The sequence below is a fragment of the Methylophaga sp. genome, from assembly GCF_030651745.1.
Map to the genome: position 1 here is coordinate 1 of NZ_JAUSCC010000011.1, position 16,441 is coordinate 16,441.

Annotated in this window: 19 protein-coding genes; 4 read left to right on the forward strand and 15 right to left on the reverse strand. The window is 46.0% G+C overall.

All coding sequences use genetic code 11. The features are described 5' to 3' along the window. Both glp and mobA read right to left on the reverse strand, forming a co-directional pair. Window positions 1-1,091: gephyrin-like molybdotransferase Glp (gene glp / locus Q7V21_RS00505; protein WP_304915419.1), on the reverse strand; the 1,091-nt coding region annotated here is incomplete at its 3' end. Continuing rightward, window positions 1,084-2,199 carry a molybdenum cofactor guanylyltransferase MobA gene (gene mobA, locus Q7V21_RS00510; RefSeq protein WP_069295653.1) on the reverse strand — a complete coding sequence of 372 codons (1,116 nt, stop codon included), beginning with the start codon at window positions 2,197-2,199 and terminating at the stop codon, window positions 1,084-1,086. The genes glp and mobA, both read right to left, overlap by 8 nt. A 60-nt stretch (window positions 2,200-2,259) precedes the next feature. Between mobA and Q7V21_RS00515 the strand changes: the two genes are divergently transcribed. Further along, window positions 2,260-2,883, forward strand: coding sequence for a TIGR02281 family clan AA aspartic protease (locus tag Q7V21_RS00515; RefSeq protein ID WP_304915420.1), 624 nt, complete (start codon window positions 2,260-2,262; stop codon window positions 2,881-2,883). 52 nt (window positions 2,884-2,935) lie between these two features. On the opposite strand, the gene folE2 is transcribed toward Q7V21_RS00515, so the two are convergent. Genes folE2 through Q7V21_RS00540 form a run of 5 tightly spaced genes read right to left on the reverse strand, consistent with a single transcriptional unit; the run spans window position 2,936 to window position 7,155 of the window. Continuing rightward, window positions 2,936-3,745 carry a GTP cyclohydrolase FolE2 gene (folE2, locus tag Q7V21_RS00520; RefSeq protein ID WP_304915421.1) on the reverse strand — a complete coding sequence of 270 codons (810 nt, stop codon included), beginning with the start codon at window positions 3,743-3,745 and terminating at the stop codon, window positions 2,936-2,938. 8 nt (window positions 3,746-3,753) lie between these two features. Then, window positions 3,754-4,134, reverse strand: a complete 381-nt coding sequence (gene queD / locus Q7V21_RS00525; RefSeq protein ID WP_304915422.1) for a 6-carboxytetrahydropterin synthase QueD — start codon at window positions 4,132-4,134, stop codon at window positions 3,754-3,756. Between the two features lie 47 nt (window positions 4,135-4,181). After that, entirely contained in the window at window positions 4,182-6,017 is a 1,836-nt protein-coding gene (gene dxs, locus Q7V21_RS00530; protein WP_304915434.1) for a 1-deoxy-D-xylulose-5-phosphate synthase, read from the reverse strand. Continuing rightward, a complete protein-coding gene (gene ispA / locus Q7V21_RS00535; protein WP_304915435.1) occupies window positions 6,017-6,883 on the reverse strand; it encodes a (2E,6E)-farnesyl diphosphate synthase in 867 nt (288 codons plus the stop codon). Before ispA ends, dxs begins: the two co-directional genes overlap by 1 nt. A 26-nt stretch (window positions 6,884-6,909) precedes the next feature. Continuing rightward, on the reverse strand, window positions 6,910-7,155 hold the full coding sequence (locus Q7V21_RS00540; protein ID WP_084002961.1) for an exodeoxyribonuclease VII small subunit: 246 nt from the start codon (window positions 7,153-7,155) through the stop codon (window positions 6,910-6,912). Window positions 7,156-7,279: 124 nt separating this feature from the next. On the opposite strand from Q7V21_RS00540, the gene ribF reads away from it, so the two are divergent. Beyond that, entirely contained in the window at window positions 7,280-8,212 is a 933-nt protein-coding gene (ribF, locus tag Q7V21_RS00545) for a bifunctional riboflavin kinase/FAD synthetase (RefSeq protein WP_304915423.1), read from the forward strand. Here ribF and Q7V21_RS00550 read toward each other — a convergent pair. From Q7V21_RS00550 to Q7V21_RS00585, 8 genes are all read right to left on the reverse strand, one after another. Then, on the reverse strand, window positions 8,197-8,439 hold the full coding sequence (locus Q7V21_RS00550; protein ID WP_304915424.1) for a DUF2007 domain-containing protein: 243 nt from the start codon (window positions 8,437-8,439) through the stop codon (window positions 8,197-8,199). The genes ribF and Q7V21_RS00550 overlap by 16 nt on opposite strands. Window positions 8,440-8,441: 2 nt before the next feature. Further along, window positions 8,442-9,488: an META domain-containing protein gene (locus tag Q7V21_RS00555; protein ID WP_304915425.1), complete on the reverse strand. Its 1,047-nt coding sequence runs from the start codon at window positions 9,486-9,488 to the stop codon at window positions 8,442-8,444. A gap of 28 nt (window positions 9,489-9,516) precedes the next feature. Further along, a complete protein-coding gene (rnk, locus tag Q7V21_RS00560) occupies window positions 9,517-9,930 on the reverse strand; it encodes a nucleoside diphosphate kinase regulator (RefSeq protein WP_304915426.1) in 414 nt (137 codons plus the stop codon). A 97-nt stretch (window positions 9,931-10,027) separates the two neighbouring features. Then, window positions 10,028-10,273 carry a DUF6868 family protein gene (locus Q7V21_RS00565; protein WP_304915427.1) on the reverse strand — a complete coding sequence of 82 codons (246 nt, stop codon included), beginning with the start codon at window positions 10,271-10,273 and terminating at the stop codon, window positions 10,028-10,030. Window positions 10,274-10,335: 62 nt separating this feature from the next. Continuing rightward, window positions 10,336-12,600 carry a lipopolysaccharide kinase InaA family protein gene (locus Q7V21_RS00570; RefSeq protein WP_304915428.1) on the reverse strand — a complete coding sequence of 755 codons (2,265 nt, stop codon included), beginning with the start codon at window positions 12,598-12,600 and terminating at the stop codon, window positions 10,336-10,338. Between the two features lie 70 nt (window positions 12,601-12,670). Beyond that, complete coding sequence (locus Q7V21_RS00575; RefSeq protein WP_304915429.1) at window positions 12,671-13,003, reverse strand: multidrug efflux SMR transporter; 333 nt, start codon at window positions 13,001-13,003, stop codon at window positions 12,671-12,673. Between the two features lie 9 nt (window positions 13,004-13,012). Then, a complete protein-coding gene (locus tag Q7V21_RS00580; protein ID WP_304915430.1) occupies window positions 13,013-13,381 on the reverse strand; it encodes a YidH family protein in 369 nt (122 codons plus the stop codon). A gap of 3 nt (window positions 13,382-13,384) precedes the next feature. After that, window positions 13,385-14,026, reverse strand: coding sequence for a 2OG-Fe(II) oxygenase (locus Q7V21_RS00585; RefSeq protein ID WP_304915431.1), 642 nt, complete (start codon window positions 14,024-14,026; stop codon window positions 13,385-13,387). A gap of 182 nt (window positions 14,027-14,208) precedes the next feature. On the opposite strand from Q7V21_RS00585, the gene Q7V21_RS00590 reads away from it, so the two are divergent. Together Q7V21_RS00590 and doeB2 are read left to right on the forward strand one after the other, a co-directional pair. Next, entirely contained in the window at window positions 14,209-14,952 is a 744-nt protein-coding gene (locus tag Q7V21_RS00590; RefSeq protein WP_304915432.1) for a ferredoxin--NADP reductase, read from the forward strand. Window positions 14,953-15,178: 226 nt separating this feature from the next. Continuing rightward, on the forward strand, window positions 15,179-16,357 hold the full coding sequence (doeB2, locus tag Q7V21_RS00595; RefSeq protein ID WP_304915433.1) for a N(2)-acetyl-L-2,4-diaminobutanoate deacetylase DoeB2: 1,179 nt from the start codon (window positions 15,179-15,181) through the stop codon (window positions 16,355-16,357). The last annotated feature ends 84 nt before the right edge of the window (window positions 16,358-16,441 follow it).

The window sequence follows — 16,441 nt, forward strand, 5'->3', positions numbered from 1 at the left end:
AATAATCCACGTTGAAATTCAAATCGACCGGGACGCTTACGGATATCAGCAGCAGCGACAGCCTGTAACAGCAATGGAGTTTGCTCAAGTGCACCTGCCAGTTTGTTTAATGCCGGTTGTACAAACTGATAGAAAGTCACCATGACTGATACTGGATTACCGGGTAAACCAAAAAAGTGGGCGTCGGCTATTTTGCCATAGGCGAGTGGTCTGCCGGGTTTCATTGCTATTTTCCAGAAATCTACTTGGCCGAGTTCAGCTAAAAGCTGTTTTACGTAATCTGCTTCACCTACCGAAACACCGCCAGAGGTAATAACGACATCGGCTTCAGCCGCCGCTTGCAACAATGCCTGACGCAAATCATCAGGGGTATCTTTGACCACACCCATATCAAGCACATCGGCATCCAGGCGTTTGAGCATGGCAAACAGCGTATAACGATTGCTATCGTAGATATCACCAGGCGTTAAGCTCTCGCCAAGGGAACGTAACTCATCACCGGTGGAAAAAAACGCGACACGAATCTTTCTGCGAACCTTTATTTCAGCCAAGCCAAGCGAAGCCAGCAGGCCTAAATCTGCAGGAATAATCCGATGTCCGGCACGTAATACTACTGAACCGGCTTGAATGTCCTCGCCCGCTAGTCGAACATTTTCACCGAGATGATGTTCGCCATGGAATACGATTAAATCATCTTGTACTTCTGCCTGTTCCTGCATGATCACGGTGTCACAGTGTTCCGGCATCATTGCACCGGTCATAATGCGCACGCATTCACCTGCATTAACGGCATTTTTAAAAGGCCGGCCTGCAAAGGCGCTACCAATCAGTTTTAGCGTGGTGGTTTGATTGGTGAGATCCTCTCCACGAAGTGCATAACCATCCATAGCTGAATTCGCATGAGGCGGAACCGATAATGGAGAAATCACATCTTCATGTAAAACCTGTCCCAACGCATCACGCAGTGCCACTTTGCGCCAACAGTTTATCGCAGTGATTTGCTGCAAGATGCGCTGTCTGGCTTCATCCACCCGTAAAGTGGTAGCGGGTTCAGGGGTAGCGCAACTTGGTTGAGGAGTGAATTCAGTCATGGTGGTATTGCCGGATAAAAGTAGTAATAAACTGCAGAATGGCGTCTAAATCATTCAGATTCAACACGGGAATGTTGGGCTGATCAGGCAAAACAGAATCAGTGGCAATGGCGATAATATTATGGTCGTTCGGATAAATCAGTGGTTTACCGATATTACTACGATGCAATTCTAATTTCGGAAAAGCTTCGTGTTTAAATCCTTCAACCAGAATCAAATCCAGTTTTTGCATATCCAATCGCGCTAAACAATCTGTTAATTGGGGCTCTGCCTGTTCATTGTCGCTGGTCTGCATCAAGGCCAATAGACGTCTGGAAGCCACCAGCATCTGGCTGGCACCGGCCTCACGGATCCGATAACTATCTTTACCCGGCTGATCAATATCAAATAAATGGTGGGCATGTTTAACGACAGCGACGTTTAAACCGGATTCGCGCAGTCTGGGAATTAATTGAGTAAGTAAAGTGGTTTTGCCGGTACCGCTGTATGCCGCAATGCCTAACATCGGTACTGGCATGTTATAAGCGCTGGTAAGAAGATCTTCGGGATGGTTGAGGTTCTTAAAGCTCTCCGGCTGATCAGAAAAATCCACTTCAATCATTGGATGCTGAGCAAACCAGCGATCAATTTTTCGTTCGCCTGCTGCAAGATATTTATGTAAATCGTCTGCCAGTTCACAGTGTATTAATGCAAATACTGGTTGAATACGCTTACCATCAGTGGCGACAGCGATTTTTTTACCTGAAAGTAACAAGCATTCCAGCATACGCTGTCTTAATTTTTTACTAGGTGCTGGACTGTCACAGGGTACCGTCAGAATATAATCGGTCTTGGCGGCGAGCATACCTGCCAGCATACCCGCTAGCGGCCCTTGAAAGTCGGATAGCGAATCGCGAATAACAGGATAGCCAAATTGTTGATAACGCTCTATATTACGATTTGCATTTATCAGCAACTGCTCAACCTGGGGTGCTATGTGATTAATAACATGAGCAACCAACGGCTGATTTGCAAATGCTATCAGGCCTTTGTCATGACCGCCCATACGACGGGCTTCGCCACCGGCGAGAATGACACCGGTCACGGTAGGGTAAGAAAAATTAGTCATGCTTATTTGCAGTAAACGGCTTTTTGTTGAGTAGATACAATGCGTAAATTAACGATTTCTGTGCTCATTATACTGTGTATTCCACTTAACGCGTGGTCAGAGGATTTACAAATTCTGGTCATGGCTCTGTATCGCGATCATGCTGTGGTTGAAATTAACCGGAAACAGCATTTTTTAGCCGTCGGCCAACGAACGCCGGAAGGGGTAATATTAATCAGTGCTAACAGTAATCAGGCGGTCATGGATATTGCTGGTCAACGCAGCATATTCGAATTGAATAATCGGGTGGGGGGCGTTTATTCGGCACCTGCTGAAATGCCGGTGGTCAGTATTTGGCCGACCAACGGTATGTATCTGGCTAGTGGCTCAGTCAACGGTTATACCGTCGACTTCATGGTGGATACCGGCGCAACAGTAATTGCGATAAATGGTGAAACTGCTAAACGCTTAGGCGTGGACTATTTAGGTGCTAACCAGATTGGAGTAAGAACGGCTTCCGGTGTGGAACTCGCATATAGCATTCAACTGCAAAACGTACAGCTCGGCGATATCTCATTGGATAATGTAGATGCAGTAGTGATTGACGGGCCGGAACCGCAACGAGCGTTACTGGGAATGAGTTTTCTCAATGCGTTTGATATGGAACGCAAAGGGGAGCGGCTGGATTTACGCCGTAAATTCTGAGCATAAAAAAGCCCGGTATGACCGGGCTTTTTTGTGTCTGTATACCTGATTATCAATCGAAACCTTTGCTAATCAACGCATAAGCAGAGTGATTATGGATGGATTCAAAGTTTTCTGACTCAACGGTGTAGGCATTAATGCGATCATCTGCATTCAGGCGCGCCGCCACATCACGGACCATATCTTCTACAAACTTCGGATTGTCGTAAGCGTGTTCAGTGACATATTTTTCGTCAGGACGCTTCAGCAAACCATAAATTTGGCAGGAAGCTTCGTCTTCCACCAGATCAATTAAATCTTCAATCCAGATAAAGCTGTCGGTTTTGACGGTTAATGTGACATGTGAACGTTGGTTATGCGCGCCGTAGTCAGAGATATTTTTTGAGCATGGGCACAAGCTGGTGACCGGCACAATGACTTTAACCGTCATGCTGGTTTTCTTGCCAACGATTTCACCGATAAAACTGACCTGATAATCCATCAGACTGCGGACTTTTGAAATTGGCGCTTCTTTATTCACAAAGTAAGGGAAGCTCATTTCGATATAGCCGGATTCAGCATCCAGACGCTCGGTCATTTCACCTAACATAGTGTGAATAGATTTATCGGTACTTTCACGTTCATGCGGATTTAGGATCTCAACAAAACGCGACATGTGCGTGCCCTTGAACTGATGCGGCAGATTCACGTACATATTGAAATTGGCCACGGTGTGCTGTTCGCCGGTGGTGCGATCACTGACCACAACGGGATGGCGAATATCTTTAATGCCAACTTTATCAATGGCGATATGACGTTTGTCTTTAATGTTCTGTACGTCTTCGATTTCTGCGGCTGCCACGGGCTTGTTTTGTTCAGTCATGATTCGGGTTAGTCCTCACTATATTTGACACAGGCTCGGTCGGTTTCCCAGACCGTTACGCCAGAAACTTTGGCGGTGTCGGTGTTTAGCGTATTGCTAAGGCGCTGATAAAAGAACTGGGCGATATTTTCGGCTGTTGGATTAATCTCATCAAACGGCGGAATATCATTCAGATAACGGTGATCCAGTGTTTTGGCTAATTCACGAGTCGCCGTTTTAATGGTTTTAAAATCCATGCCCATACCATGCTGATTAAGGGCATTGGCAGTGACTTCGATTTCCAGTTTCCAGTTATGGCCATGCATGCGCCGGCAATCCCCGGGGTAATCCCGCAAGGTGTGTGCAGAGGCAAAATCAGCCAGAATTTTTAAGGTATAGGTGGCACTCATAATGTTGACTATTATACTCAGGAATTAGCCTATCGAACAGGCCATTATTACGCAAAATAACGATTGATGGTATCGATAATACCACTTGCATCCAGTCCACAAGCACTCAGCATTTTTGCATGTTCGCCATGATCGATGAACTTATCGGGAAGGCCCATCATCTGCAAATTAGCCTGTACTCCCTGTTGCTGGAAGTATTCGTTCACGGCACTGCCCGCGCCGCCAAGCACGGAATTTTCTTCAATGGTGATGATGAGTTCATGATTGGCGGCAATCTCATCCAGCATGTCGGTGTCTAATGGTTTTACAAAGCGCATATTCACAACCGTTGCATCAACTTGATCTGCAGCTTCAAGCGCTGCATGCAATAGGGTTCCAAACGCCAGGATGGCCGTTTTTTTACCAGTACGGCGGGTTTGAGCTTTACAAATTGGCAAACTATCGAGTTGTGGCTCAATGGCTGTGCCATTGCCGCAACCACGTGGATAGCGCACTGCAGCAGGGCCATTATGCTGAAAACCGGTGGTCAACATTTGTCGACATTCGTTTTCATCGCTGGGGGCCATGATGAGCATATTGGGAACACAACGCAGATAACTTAAATCGAAGCTGCCCGCATGAGTTGCGCCATCTGCACCGACCAGGCCGGCCCGATCAATGGCAAACAATACCGGCAAATTTTGCAGAGCCACATCATGTATCAGTTGATCGTAAGCGCGCTGCAGAAAGGTGGAATATATGGCGACCACCGGTTTTTTACCCTCACAAGCCATACCTGCAGCTAAAGTCACTGCATGTTGTTCGGCTATGCCGACATCAAAGTATCGGTCAGGGAAGCGCTCAGCAAAGGCGTTCAGCCCAGATCCTTCACACATTGCCGGCGTGATGGCTATCAAATCTTCAGATGCGGCACCCATATCGCACAGCCATTGGCTGAAAACCTGAGTAAAGGTTGGACCGGATTTTTTACTGTTGGCCGGGCTGACACCATGATATTTACACGGTTCTTGTTCAGCTGGTTCAAATCCTTTGCCTTTTTTAGTGACGATATGCAGAAATTGCGCACCTTTGCTGTTGCGCAAATTACTCAAGGTAGTGATTAAGGTATCCAGATCATGCCCATCTATAGGGCCGATGTAATTGAACCCCATTTCTTCAAATAAGGTTCCAGGCATCATCATGCCTTTGACATGCTCTTCAGTACGCCGGGCAAATTCCCAGGCTGGAGGGATCTTTTCCAGCATTTTTTTGCTGCTTTCACGGGCAGAACGGTAAAAACGACCAGACAGTAGCCTAGCCAGATAATTGGCCATACCGCCGACATTTTTGGATATAGACATCTCATTATCATTGAGCACCACCAGCAAATTGGCACCCAAATCACCGGCGTGTGCCAGAGCTTCATAGGCTTGTCCCGCAGTAAGGGCACCATCACCGATAATTGCTACTGAATGTCTGGAATCACCATTGGCACGAGCCGCAATCGCCATGCCTAAAGCGGCACTGATCGATGTACTAGAATGACCGACGCCAAAGCTGTCATATTCACTTTCACTGCGTTTGGGAAATCCCGAAAGTCCGTCAGGTTGTCGCATGGTATGCATTTGATCGCGGCGGCCGGTAAGGATTTTATGTGCATAACTTTGATGACCGACATCCCAGACCAAGCGGTCTTCAGGAGTGTTAAACACATAATGTAAAGCCAGTGTCAGTTCAACAACTCCTAAATTCGACGAGATATGGCCGCCGGTTTGTTGAATTTTGTCGACGATTAACTCACGGATTTCAACCGCTAACTGATCCAGCTGTTTACGCTCTAATTGACGTAACTGGGCGGGTGAGTCTATCTGAGCAAGTAGGCTTGTCATGTTATCCAGTGTCATTAAAAAGTCCGTTGCACGACAAAGTTTGCCAATGCTCGCAGTGCCAGACATTGATTATCCAGATTATCAAGCGCGGCCAAGGCTTCTTCAACAAGCGATTGTGCTTTATGTTGCGCGGCTTTAAGCCCCATTAAAGCAGGGTAGGTTGGTTTATTGCGAGCAATATCTGCGCCTTGTTGTTTACCCAGTGTTTTGGTATCAGCGATTACATCAAGCACATCATCCTGAACTTGAAATGCCAGTCCGATAGCTGCCGCATAATTTTCAAGATGCTGAAAATCGGCAGTGGTACATGTTGAGCTGCAATGTGCACCCAGTGCCACACTGGCTTTGATTAATGCACCTGTTTTTAGCTGATGCATGGCTTCCAGTTCAAATTGGTTTAATTGTTTGCCGACAGATGCTAAATCGATAGCCTGACCACCAGCCATACCTGCAGCACCAGATGCATGCGCCAAACACTTAACCATTGCGATTTGCTGGGCAGGTGAAAGCTGATTATCACACAGGCATTCAAAGGCCAGACTTTGTAGTGCATCACCAACTAATAAAGCCGTCGCTTCATCATAGGCCTTATGGCAGGTAGGCTTGCCTCGACGCAGATCATCATCATCCATCATTGGCATATCGTCATGCACCAGTGAATAGGCATGAATCATTTCAACCGCGCTGGCAGCGGCGTCCAGCGCATCGGTATCAGCATTAAACGCTTCTCCCGTGGCATAGACCAACATTGCCCGCAAGCGTTTTCCACCATTTAACGTAGCGTAATGCATTGCTTCGCTTAACTTTGTTGCCGAGACACCGCTGGTCGAAGGTAATCGGTGCTGCAGGGCTGAACTGATACGTTGCTGGTGCGCGGTCATCCAGTCAGTTAAAGAGAGCTGTTGTGTCACGAGACCTCGGAATCAGGATCAAAATCCACTAAATCGGACTGGCCGGATTGCTGTAATAACATTTGTACTTTTTGTTCAGCCGCTTGCAAAGCTTCCTGGCAATCGCGGGTAAGCAATACTCCGCGTTCGTAGAGTTTCAAAGATTCTTCAAGGCTAATATCACCTTTTTCCAAACGCTCTACCAGTGATTCCAACTCACTGACAGCCGCCTCATAATCCAGTTTTTTGCGTTTTGCCACCATATTGGCCTCTGTACAAATCCCGCGTTAACGGCACATTATAAGTGAATCGAAGCAGACATGCCCGCTGGAATGTTTGCTAATTTCCCGTTAGTCTGTTGTGTTTATTTCTAACACTGAATTATTCATGCCGAAAATCATTCGCGGCTTATACAATTTACCTGACCCTGCTCAAGGTTGTGTGGCAACAATTGGCAACTTTGATGGTGTTCATCTTGGCCACCAGGCGGTACTGACACAGTTGGCAATGAAAGCGGATATGCTGAATTTACCAGCCGTAGTGATCACCTTTGAACCGCAGCCTTATGAATATTTTGTCCCGCAAAAAGCCCCAGCAAGATTATCGCGATTTCGTGAAAAAGTTGAAGCGTTGCGTGCCTATTCGATTCAAAAGCTCTGTGTTTTGCGTTTTAATCGTCAGCTTGCCGAAATGCAGGCTGAAACTTTTATCCAGAAGTTATTGATAGATGGTTTAAATGTACGCTATCTGGTGGTCGGTGATGATTTTCGCTTTGGCAAAGATCGTCAAGGTGACTTTGCTTTACTGCAGAAAGTAGGTAAACAGCACGGATTTCAAGTGGTCAATATGCATACTTTTGCTATTGATGATATGCGAGTGAGTAGTACCCGTATTCGGGAAGCTTTGCGAGAGGGAGATTTAGCCGTAGCAGAAAAGCTGTTAGGACGTCCTTATCGGATGAGTGGTCGCGTGGCGCATGGCGATAAACGTGGCCGTAAAATGGGTTACCCGACTGCCAATATTCATTTGCATCGGGCCAAAGTACCGTTAAAAGGGGTTTATGCCGTGCAGTTGTATGGTATCGATGAAGAACCAGTCAACGGCGTGGCCAATATCGGTGTCAGACCGACTGTTTCAGGGAGTGATAAAGCGTTACTGGAAGTGCATCTGTTTGATTTCGAACGCGATATTTACGGTGAACATGTACAGGTATATTTTCTGAAGAAACTGCGCGATGAACATAAATTTGCCGATCTGGATCAATTGATATCGCAGATCCATATCGATTCTGCGCAGGCCAGACACTATTTCTCGGAATAGTCATCTACACCGGCAAACTTGCCAGCTTCATAGTCCGCGATCAGTTTTTCTGCAGCATCCACATCATCATCGTTGACAAAGACATGGGCAAAATCACTGGCCGGTAAATCGCCAACTGCGCCTTGCAGATAGTGGCCGCCGACATAGGTTTCCATCTCATGAGCTTCCAGTAAGCCCGCCACAATGTGGGCTTCGAGAATATTAGCGCCGCGAAAGATTAACTGCATGACTATTGCAGATGCACTGCTTCAAACCGTGCCATCACATTGCCATTCACATCCGCTAATTCAAGATGTTGACCTTCAATCTTCCAGTAACGCACTTTTTCCAGCATAAAATGCATCGCTTGAGCCGTTTCCATGCCTTGAGCACAAGCCATCATTGTGCTGGCGATTCGGCTGAATTTAAGTTTGTCTTCTCGTAGCTGATAGTTGCCCATAATTCGATTGCAACCATCCGATCCGGACAGCCGGTTTTCTTCACTGGCCAAAATAAGTGATGGTTCACGTTGCTGTTCGTAAACTTCTATTGGCTCGTCATTCAAGCGGGTCAGTTTCCAGTAGGTATTGATTAAATTTTCGTTATAACCCAGCTCGCCACAAGTCTCGCCAGGCCAGATGTCCTGGGCTTTAGTGACAATTAATGTCGGCTGCATTTCACCGGTATCGGAATTTGGACGAGGTTCCATATAGCCGGTCAACTCGACTAAAATCGGTTGATTTGCCTCATCGACATACTCCAGATACAGGGATTCAAGTGCTGCATTATCCGCTTCATGGGCGACAAACCAACGTTGGCCTGTCAGACATTCTTTAAAAATGCCACTATCCGCCATGTAACTGTACATACCATGAAACTGCATGGCGGGATAAACAGCTTGAAACATTGCATCACGTTGTAATTGATAATTTAGCGAGCTGTTGATTACCGTATATTCCTGATCCAGCAAACTGATGCTGCCATCTCTTTCGATTTGAAACGCAGTTTGTTGAGGATTATCAGATAACAATCTCAACTGACTGGTTTGTTGCTGCCATTGGCCCAGCTGATAGAAAGTTGAATCATCACCAGACTCCTGATAATGCAATTGCAGATAGTAGCTATGATCTGCGAATAAATTGAGACGGTAATCAATCCCTGGACAGTCAGCGCAGGGCAGCGTGCCGCTGTAGCTGACTGGCAAATCTTCAATAATCAGACGCCGCTCATCTGATGGTTCAGAACTACAAGCACTGAAAATCAAAATCGACAGCAGACCCAACCATTTCTTTAACATATCGGACTCCGGCTTTGGTTAACCGGAACTATCGGTGAAATTCACCTGCTCGCTCCGGTTGATATTCTATGGATTCGATCCTGACCTGTAACATTCCACCCTTACCATCTGGCCAGTCAATTTCATCGCCTTCTTTCAGGCCAAGCATGGCACTGCCAACCGGCGCTAAAATGGAAATCGTGTTACCAGAATCATCCATATCTTTTGGATAGACCAATTTCAGCGTAAAAGTTACCCCGCTGGAGATAACAGAAAATTTTACCTGTGAATTCATGGTCACGATATTGGCTGGCATCTGTTCGGGTGCAACCAGCTCAGCGCGTTCTAACTCGGTTTCTAAAGCCGCTTTAATATTCGCCGGAATATCGGTAGATGATTGCAGCAGGTTTTCGATACGCGTGTAATCGAGCTCGGAAATAATAATGTCAGGTTGCGTAGTCACAATAAACTCCATTCAACAAATTTAAAGACGCACAAAAACAACCGTCGAAGTTGGACGGCATCATTTTCGGGTCATAGTGGGAATAAAACAGGCAGGCTTATGATGGCACAAATTTCAAACCAATATAAGGTGTGAGCAAAAACAAAAATATGGCGAGTTTGTAAAACATCATTCCGCAATAATGTAATTGAGAAAATTGCTCGCGAGATATGTTGAACCAACGGCTATGCAATTGATAGATTTTGTCAGCGCTTGATGCATAGACAATAAACCAGACTATCAGCAGCGAAAAATTGAGCACAGCAGCCCAACCTAAAACAAAGGTTATATTTTCCAACGTCATTGCAGGAACTCCTTTATCAGTAGCCCCTAATTTACGCCTAGTGGCTGCGGAATAAAAGTCAGCTAATTTTTATCAGCGCTGCGTAATTTGTTGAATAGCCGTTTGATAGCTTTACGTCCATAACGACGTTTGAATTTAACTTTAAAATCATAAAGATAAAACGGCAAACGACAGCGAAAGTTGAATGGCAATTTATATTTGGTTTGCTGAAGATACAGTCCGACCAGTTTTTCCCGGCCTTGCCAATGCAGTTTATTACAGATCCTTGTCAGATCCGACAGACGTTCGGAAAGGGTGGCATTACGGTTGAAAAAGCGTGCCCGGTTGATATCAATCAGGGTAAATTCCAAGTTGCTATCAGCCTGTTTCTTGATCAAGATATTTCCCCCGGCCAGATCACGGAAAAATACCCCTCGACCATGCATTTCCAGTAAAAACTGGCTGAGCTGTTGATATAACTGGTCTTCGCTGACACCTTGATACTCAGTAGCACCATCATTGAAGGCGGTGAGGATTTCTCTGGCGGAAAAATCATGATCCACCAAATCACACAGATAATAATTTTCCGTCAGCGTTTTATCATCGGTTCGTTCAAAATAGGCGATAGGTAATCCAGTTGGAATACCCCGACGTAATAATTCAGCGGCGGCATTCCAACTACGTTTCGACTTACACGGCTTGAATTTATCAAGCAGTCGCTTATGCGCTGGCATGCGCAAAGGTTTTTTGGCGACAATAGTTTTGTCCAGCAGATCCTCTATACGCCAGATAATATTACGTGCTTTACGTAGAGTGTTTTCTTCTGTTGCCTCGGGTAAATAGGCTGGATGCAGTTTTTGTTTAAGTTCAGCAGCCTGCGCGGCGTTTTCAGCAATTAACAAGCCTTTCCAGCCATCCTGTTCAAATTCATACAAATTTTTGCCAGCAGCATGGCGATAAACCGAAACTCTTTCACGAGCTTTTGGACTGGCTTTGAGATCAATCTTTGCGTTAGCTGGCCAGCAAAGAAAAATGGGGGATTCGGTGACAAACTCTGGCTGTTCAATGGCGACTGCTCCATCCCGGGTAATGGTTTCAACGTTGTCCAGTTGAGACGGGGCATATAAAGCATGCATGGGCATCGCCTGTCCGTTGGCTGTCCATAACACATGGATGAGTTTATCTTTATTGCGAAACGCATGTACTTCAATAGCTTCTGCAGTGGCTAACGGCCCTTCATATAAGCTGCCTGGAATCAAACGGATAAAGTTCTGCATGGCATAGAAGGCCGGACGTAGTCTGAAATCCTGTTGTTGTCCCAATACAGAACGATAATGAGTGATTCTTTCTAACTCAGGATAGGTTTCGTAGCCATCATCTATCAGGCCTTCACGGTGACAGATAAACGGACCCCAATAAGCTTGCTGCATGGCACCAGAAGCCGCCAGTAAGGTCAGATAACGACTGAGATAGTCTGCTTGTTTCTCTTCGCCATTCACCAATACCCGGCGGATCCGCGGCAGCGTCCAGAACGCTGCTGGCGAAATAAATTCTTTGACACCAAAATCGTCGGTGATCTTTTTCAGAATACGGGCTTTTTTCACCAGATTTACTTTCAGGCGCATCGCCAGTTTGGTGCCGAAAATACGATGATCAAAGCGTTCAGGTTCGGTCACACGCTCACTGAACAAGTTATTGGTATGAATATCCGGCAATTGATTGTCACGACGCAACCGCGTCAAAACCGCAATATTATGCAGCGGTTCGAAATCAGAAATATTCGGTCCAGCTATCTTGATATGACGAGATTTGATCTCTTCATAAGCAATACGCCAGGTGTTAAAAAAACTCTCGGTGTCATAACCCGCCCAGCGGCGACGGTTACTGGTTGAACCAATTTCAATCGCAGTTACGCGTGATCCGAATCGACTGGCAGCGGTTTGCACAAACTCACGCCAGCGCAATTGTGCACTGCCGGTTTTCATTTGTTGCGCTTCGGTAAATGGTTGCACTAGATGCAAAAGCACTTGAATATCGGTTGCCAATAAACGTTCCAGCAAACGGGTTACCGGGCCACCCTCATCACCATAGGTAAAATCGAGGCGAACCTGTTTGATTTTTAATGCTTCAAGTTGTTGCAGGACGTAGTCATCCACTGCAGGATCATCGGAGGTCGTTACGCCAACGCCGACAAAATCCTCTGGCACTGTGTGTTTGGCTTTGGGGAGGTGACCATCAGGTAAAGCCAGGCGGCCTGAAAACACATAACGCAGGGCGCTGCCCAATGAATTTGCGTCCATTAACGGGCCGTTTTCAATTTTATTGTGTGTTTTGTCCGACGAGCTCATAAAAAATCCGAAAGTTCACGCCCAGCAGTGGGCAATTTGTAGCAAAAAACAGCTTGATTCAGCGCGAGAGTTAGTGCGTTACGCTATTAGAAAATACATTCAACACTATCACGCCACCTAAGATCATTGAAATGCCGATGATGGCAGCCGTATCAAGTTTCTGACTAAACACCACCCAACCGATTAACGCAATCAATACCACTCCGAGACCTGCCCATATAGCATAGGCAATGCCAACCGGAATGACCTTCAAAGACAAGGATAAGAAATAAAAAGCAACAACATATCCAACGATAACAGCAATTGAAGGCCAGAATTTGGTAAAACCGTCAGAAGCTTTCAGAAAGCTGGTGCCAAAAACTTCCGCAAGAATGGCGAGACTTAGCAATAACCATTTGGACATGACGGGGACTCAGTTGTAGGTGATAAATAAGCTGATAGCCAATAAGCTACCAAGCAGAGCTACTATTAAACTTACAACGACGCCCCATTGCGTCCGGTAACCTTCAGGAAATTCCGATTCCCCTAAGGTTTTTAATACACGTTGAAATTGTCGGGCAGCATAAACTGTTGTAAAACTTCCCAGTAAAATAAACGCCAGACCGATGATAAATGTCATTGTGGTATTCAGCAGTTGCTGTTCGCTGGATAATATCTCAATTAACAGACCTGAGCGTTCAATTAAAAAACCAAACATGATGAAGGTCAAACCCGTGCGATTCCAAGCCAGCAATGTTCGTTCAGCGGCAAATAAAACGCGCGGATCCTGAAGGTAAGACATCAGTTAAGCCGCCTTCACTTTACGTTTGCGTAACCAGCTTTTTAGTTTTGCACTGAGTTTGTGGAAAAAACGGTGTTTATTGTTAGCCGCTTCGCTGGTCAGGAAGTTTATCTGGATAGAACGGCGAGTTCCCTCATAACTGGGATAGCCATGCCAGCAATTATCTGTCACTTTAAATGCTACCAGTGAGCCCGGCCCAGGACTGATTTCATCCACATAATCTTCCATATCATGAGCATTATTTAAAATTCGCAAACGACCAGTAGCGGCATCCCAGCTCTCATTGAGATAAATCAGGATAGTAACCAGCTTGGTTTTTGAATCAGTATGAATACGTCCATCTTTTTGTCTTGAATAACCTCGCAAGGTCATCATCATTGGTAAATTCATGACTTGTACATCGAATTTATCGCAGATGATCTGGCGAAATTCAGGGCTGTCTATGGAATCCAGAAAAGACTTGAAATCCTCATTTACTGGCACATCATCGACATTAAAACTGCCACCATCGTCGATATCCGGAAAATCTCCGATAACACGATTAAGCACATCCGAGCGTATCGAGCGTTCCACCTTAAAAAAGGGAAATGGAATACGATTGACGGGGGCGGCTTGCAGGGCCTGCATATCCAGTACTGAATTCATATGAGGTTCTCGATACTGCTTGGAATTTAGAATAATCAACATCATATGATAATACAAAATGGGCTATCAATCAGATTGCCAATCAGCTACAACCGTTAACAGCTTCGATCGGTTTTGCTGTAACCCATATATTATTGATATGGTCATGCTAATAAACCATGCGGATTACCGGGCAGGAATGAATGATGAGTAAGTGGAGCGAAGGCCGAGTAATAGAAAACAAACAATGGACGGAGAGTCTACATTCGCTGAGAGTGGATGCATCCATTGATGCCTTTGAAGCCGGCCAGTTTACTCGTTTGGCACTGGAGATTGATGGTGAAGAAGTCAGTCGACCGTTTTCACTGGTCAATGCACCAGGTGAAAAATCATTGGACTTTTACTTTATCAAAGTCCCTGGCGGACTGTTTTCAACCCGTTTGGCTAAACTTAAAGCCGGCGACAGTATCAAAGTTGCTGCCAAAGCCACAGGTTTATTAACGGTTAAGCAGATACCCGCAGCTAAAAAATTATTTTTACTGGCAACCGGCACCGGCGTTGGCCCGTTTTTATCGATCATTAAAACCACTGAGGTTTGGCAACAGTTTGAACGGATAGCCTTGGTCCATGCCGTTCGTTATACCGAAGAGCTGACCTATCAACAAACCATTCGCTCTATTGCTGAGCAACATACTCACCAGTTCAGCTATATCCCGATGGTCAGCCGAGAGCCTTGTGATTATGCGATCGCAGGACGCATCCCGGCAGCCATACTCGACAATAAACTGGAATCACGAGCCGGTGGCCGCATTGATTCCGACAGCCATCTGATGTTGTGTGGCAATCCGGATATGGTGCTGGATACCATGAATGTATTGACTGAACGCGGATTAAAAAAGCACAGTCGGCGTGAGCCGGGACATATCAGTATTGAAAAATATTGGTAATTCATCTCAACGCTTGTTATGGTCGAACTACGTTGATAACGATGTCATTTGAACCAAACGTGGCACAACGTGTCACAAATAACACAGCACTTGCCTAATCATTTAGAGCGAGATAGCTACTCCGAAATACCATCAAATCACCTTTAGAGTCACATAGTGACTTGCATTTGTTTATAAACGGATCACCCAACAATTGTGTTGCTCGGTCCAAAACAGGGGAGGGCTCATGTCAGATGTCTGGCAAGACACCATCACCACAGCTGAAACAATACGCCGTGAATTTCATGCTCATCCGGAAATGGGCTGGCAGGAGCATCGCACTGCGCAACGTGTTCGCGAGATTCTCAGTTCACTGAATATTACCTGGCGTAGCTGTGCCGGCACTGGCACGGTGGGCATACTCAATCCCAATGGCACTGCGGCGCCACATATTGCCTTGCGTGGTGATATGGATGCGTTACCTATTCACGAAGCCACGTTAAAAGCCTGGAGTTCGATGAATGAAGGCTGCATGCATGCCTGTGGGCATGATGGCCACACTGCAACCTTATTAGCAGCGGCTAAATGGCTCAAATATCACGAAGCTCAGTTAACCGGTCCTGTCACGTTGATTTTTCAGCCCGCTGAAGAAGGTGGTCATGGCGCAAGAGAAATGATCAAAGACGGTGCACTTGATGGTGTCGACGAAATTTATGGTTGGCATAACTGGCCCGCCATTCCTTTTGGCCAGATGCTTTGCCCTGATGGCCTGGTAATGTGTGGTAACGGCACATTTAAGATTACTTTGCATGGTCAAGGTGGTCATGCCAGTCAACCTGAACTATGTCGTGATCCGGTATTAGCAGCCAGTGCGATCACCTTAAATCTGCAACAAATCATCAGTCGACGTTTGGCACCTCAACAAGCTGCTGTGATCAGTGTCACCTCGATCGAAGCACCAAGCGCGCCGACGGTTATTCCACAAAATGCTGTTATTGGCGGCAGTATCAGAGTACCTGACAGAAAAACCCGCGATGAAATCTATCGGCTGATTACTGAAATAAGCCAGCAAACTGCGGCCAGTTATGGCGTGGTTGCCGAGGTTGAAAATTTCCCGCGCTATGATGCGACCATTAATCATCCTGTGCAGGCCACACAAATGCGCAGTTTATGGCAGGAAATCAATGGTGCTGACTCATTGGATTTTGTCACTGCAACACCGATTATGGCCTCCGAAGATTTCAGTTATTACCTGCAACATATTCCCGGTGCATTTGCTTTGATTGGCAGTGATGATGGTCCGGATCATCAAGTGCCATGCCATAGCCCTTATTACGACTTTAATGATCGGCTGATACCGGCGGTCACACGATTGTTTTCACGCCTGGTTGGAGTTGGCGTACCTGTTCCGGAGGAACTGCCCTAAATCGTCCCAGTGACGTGTTCAAGAGGAGAATTAAATGAGCATATTTGAAGAAAGAGAGTCTGCGATCCGCGCCTATTGCCGGGT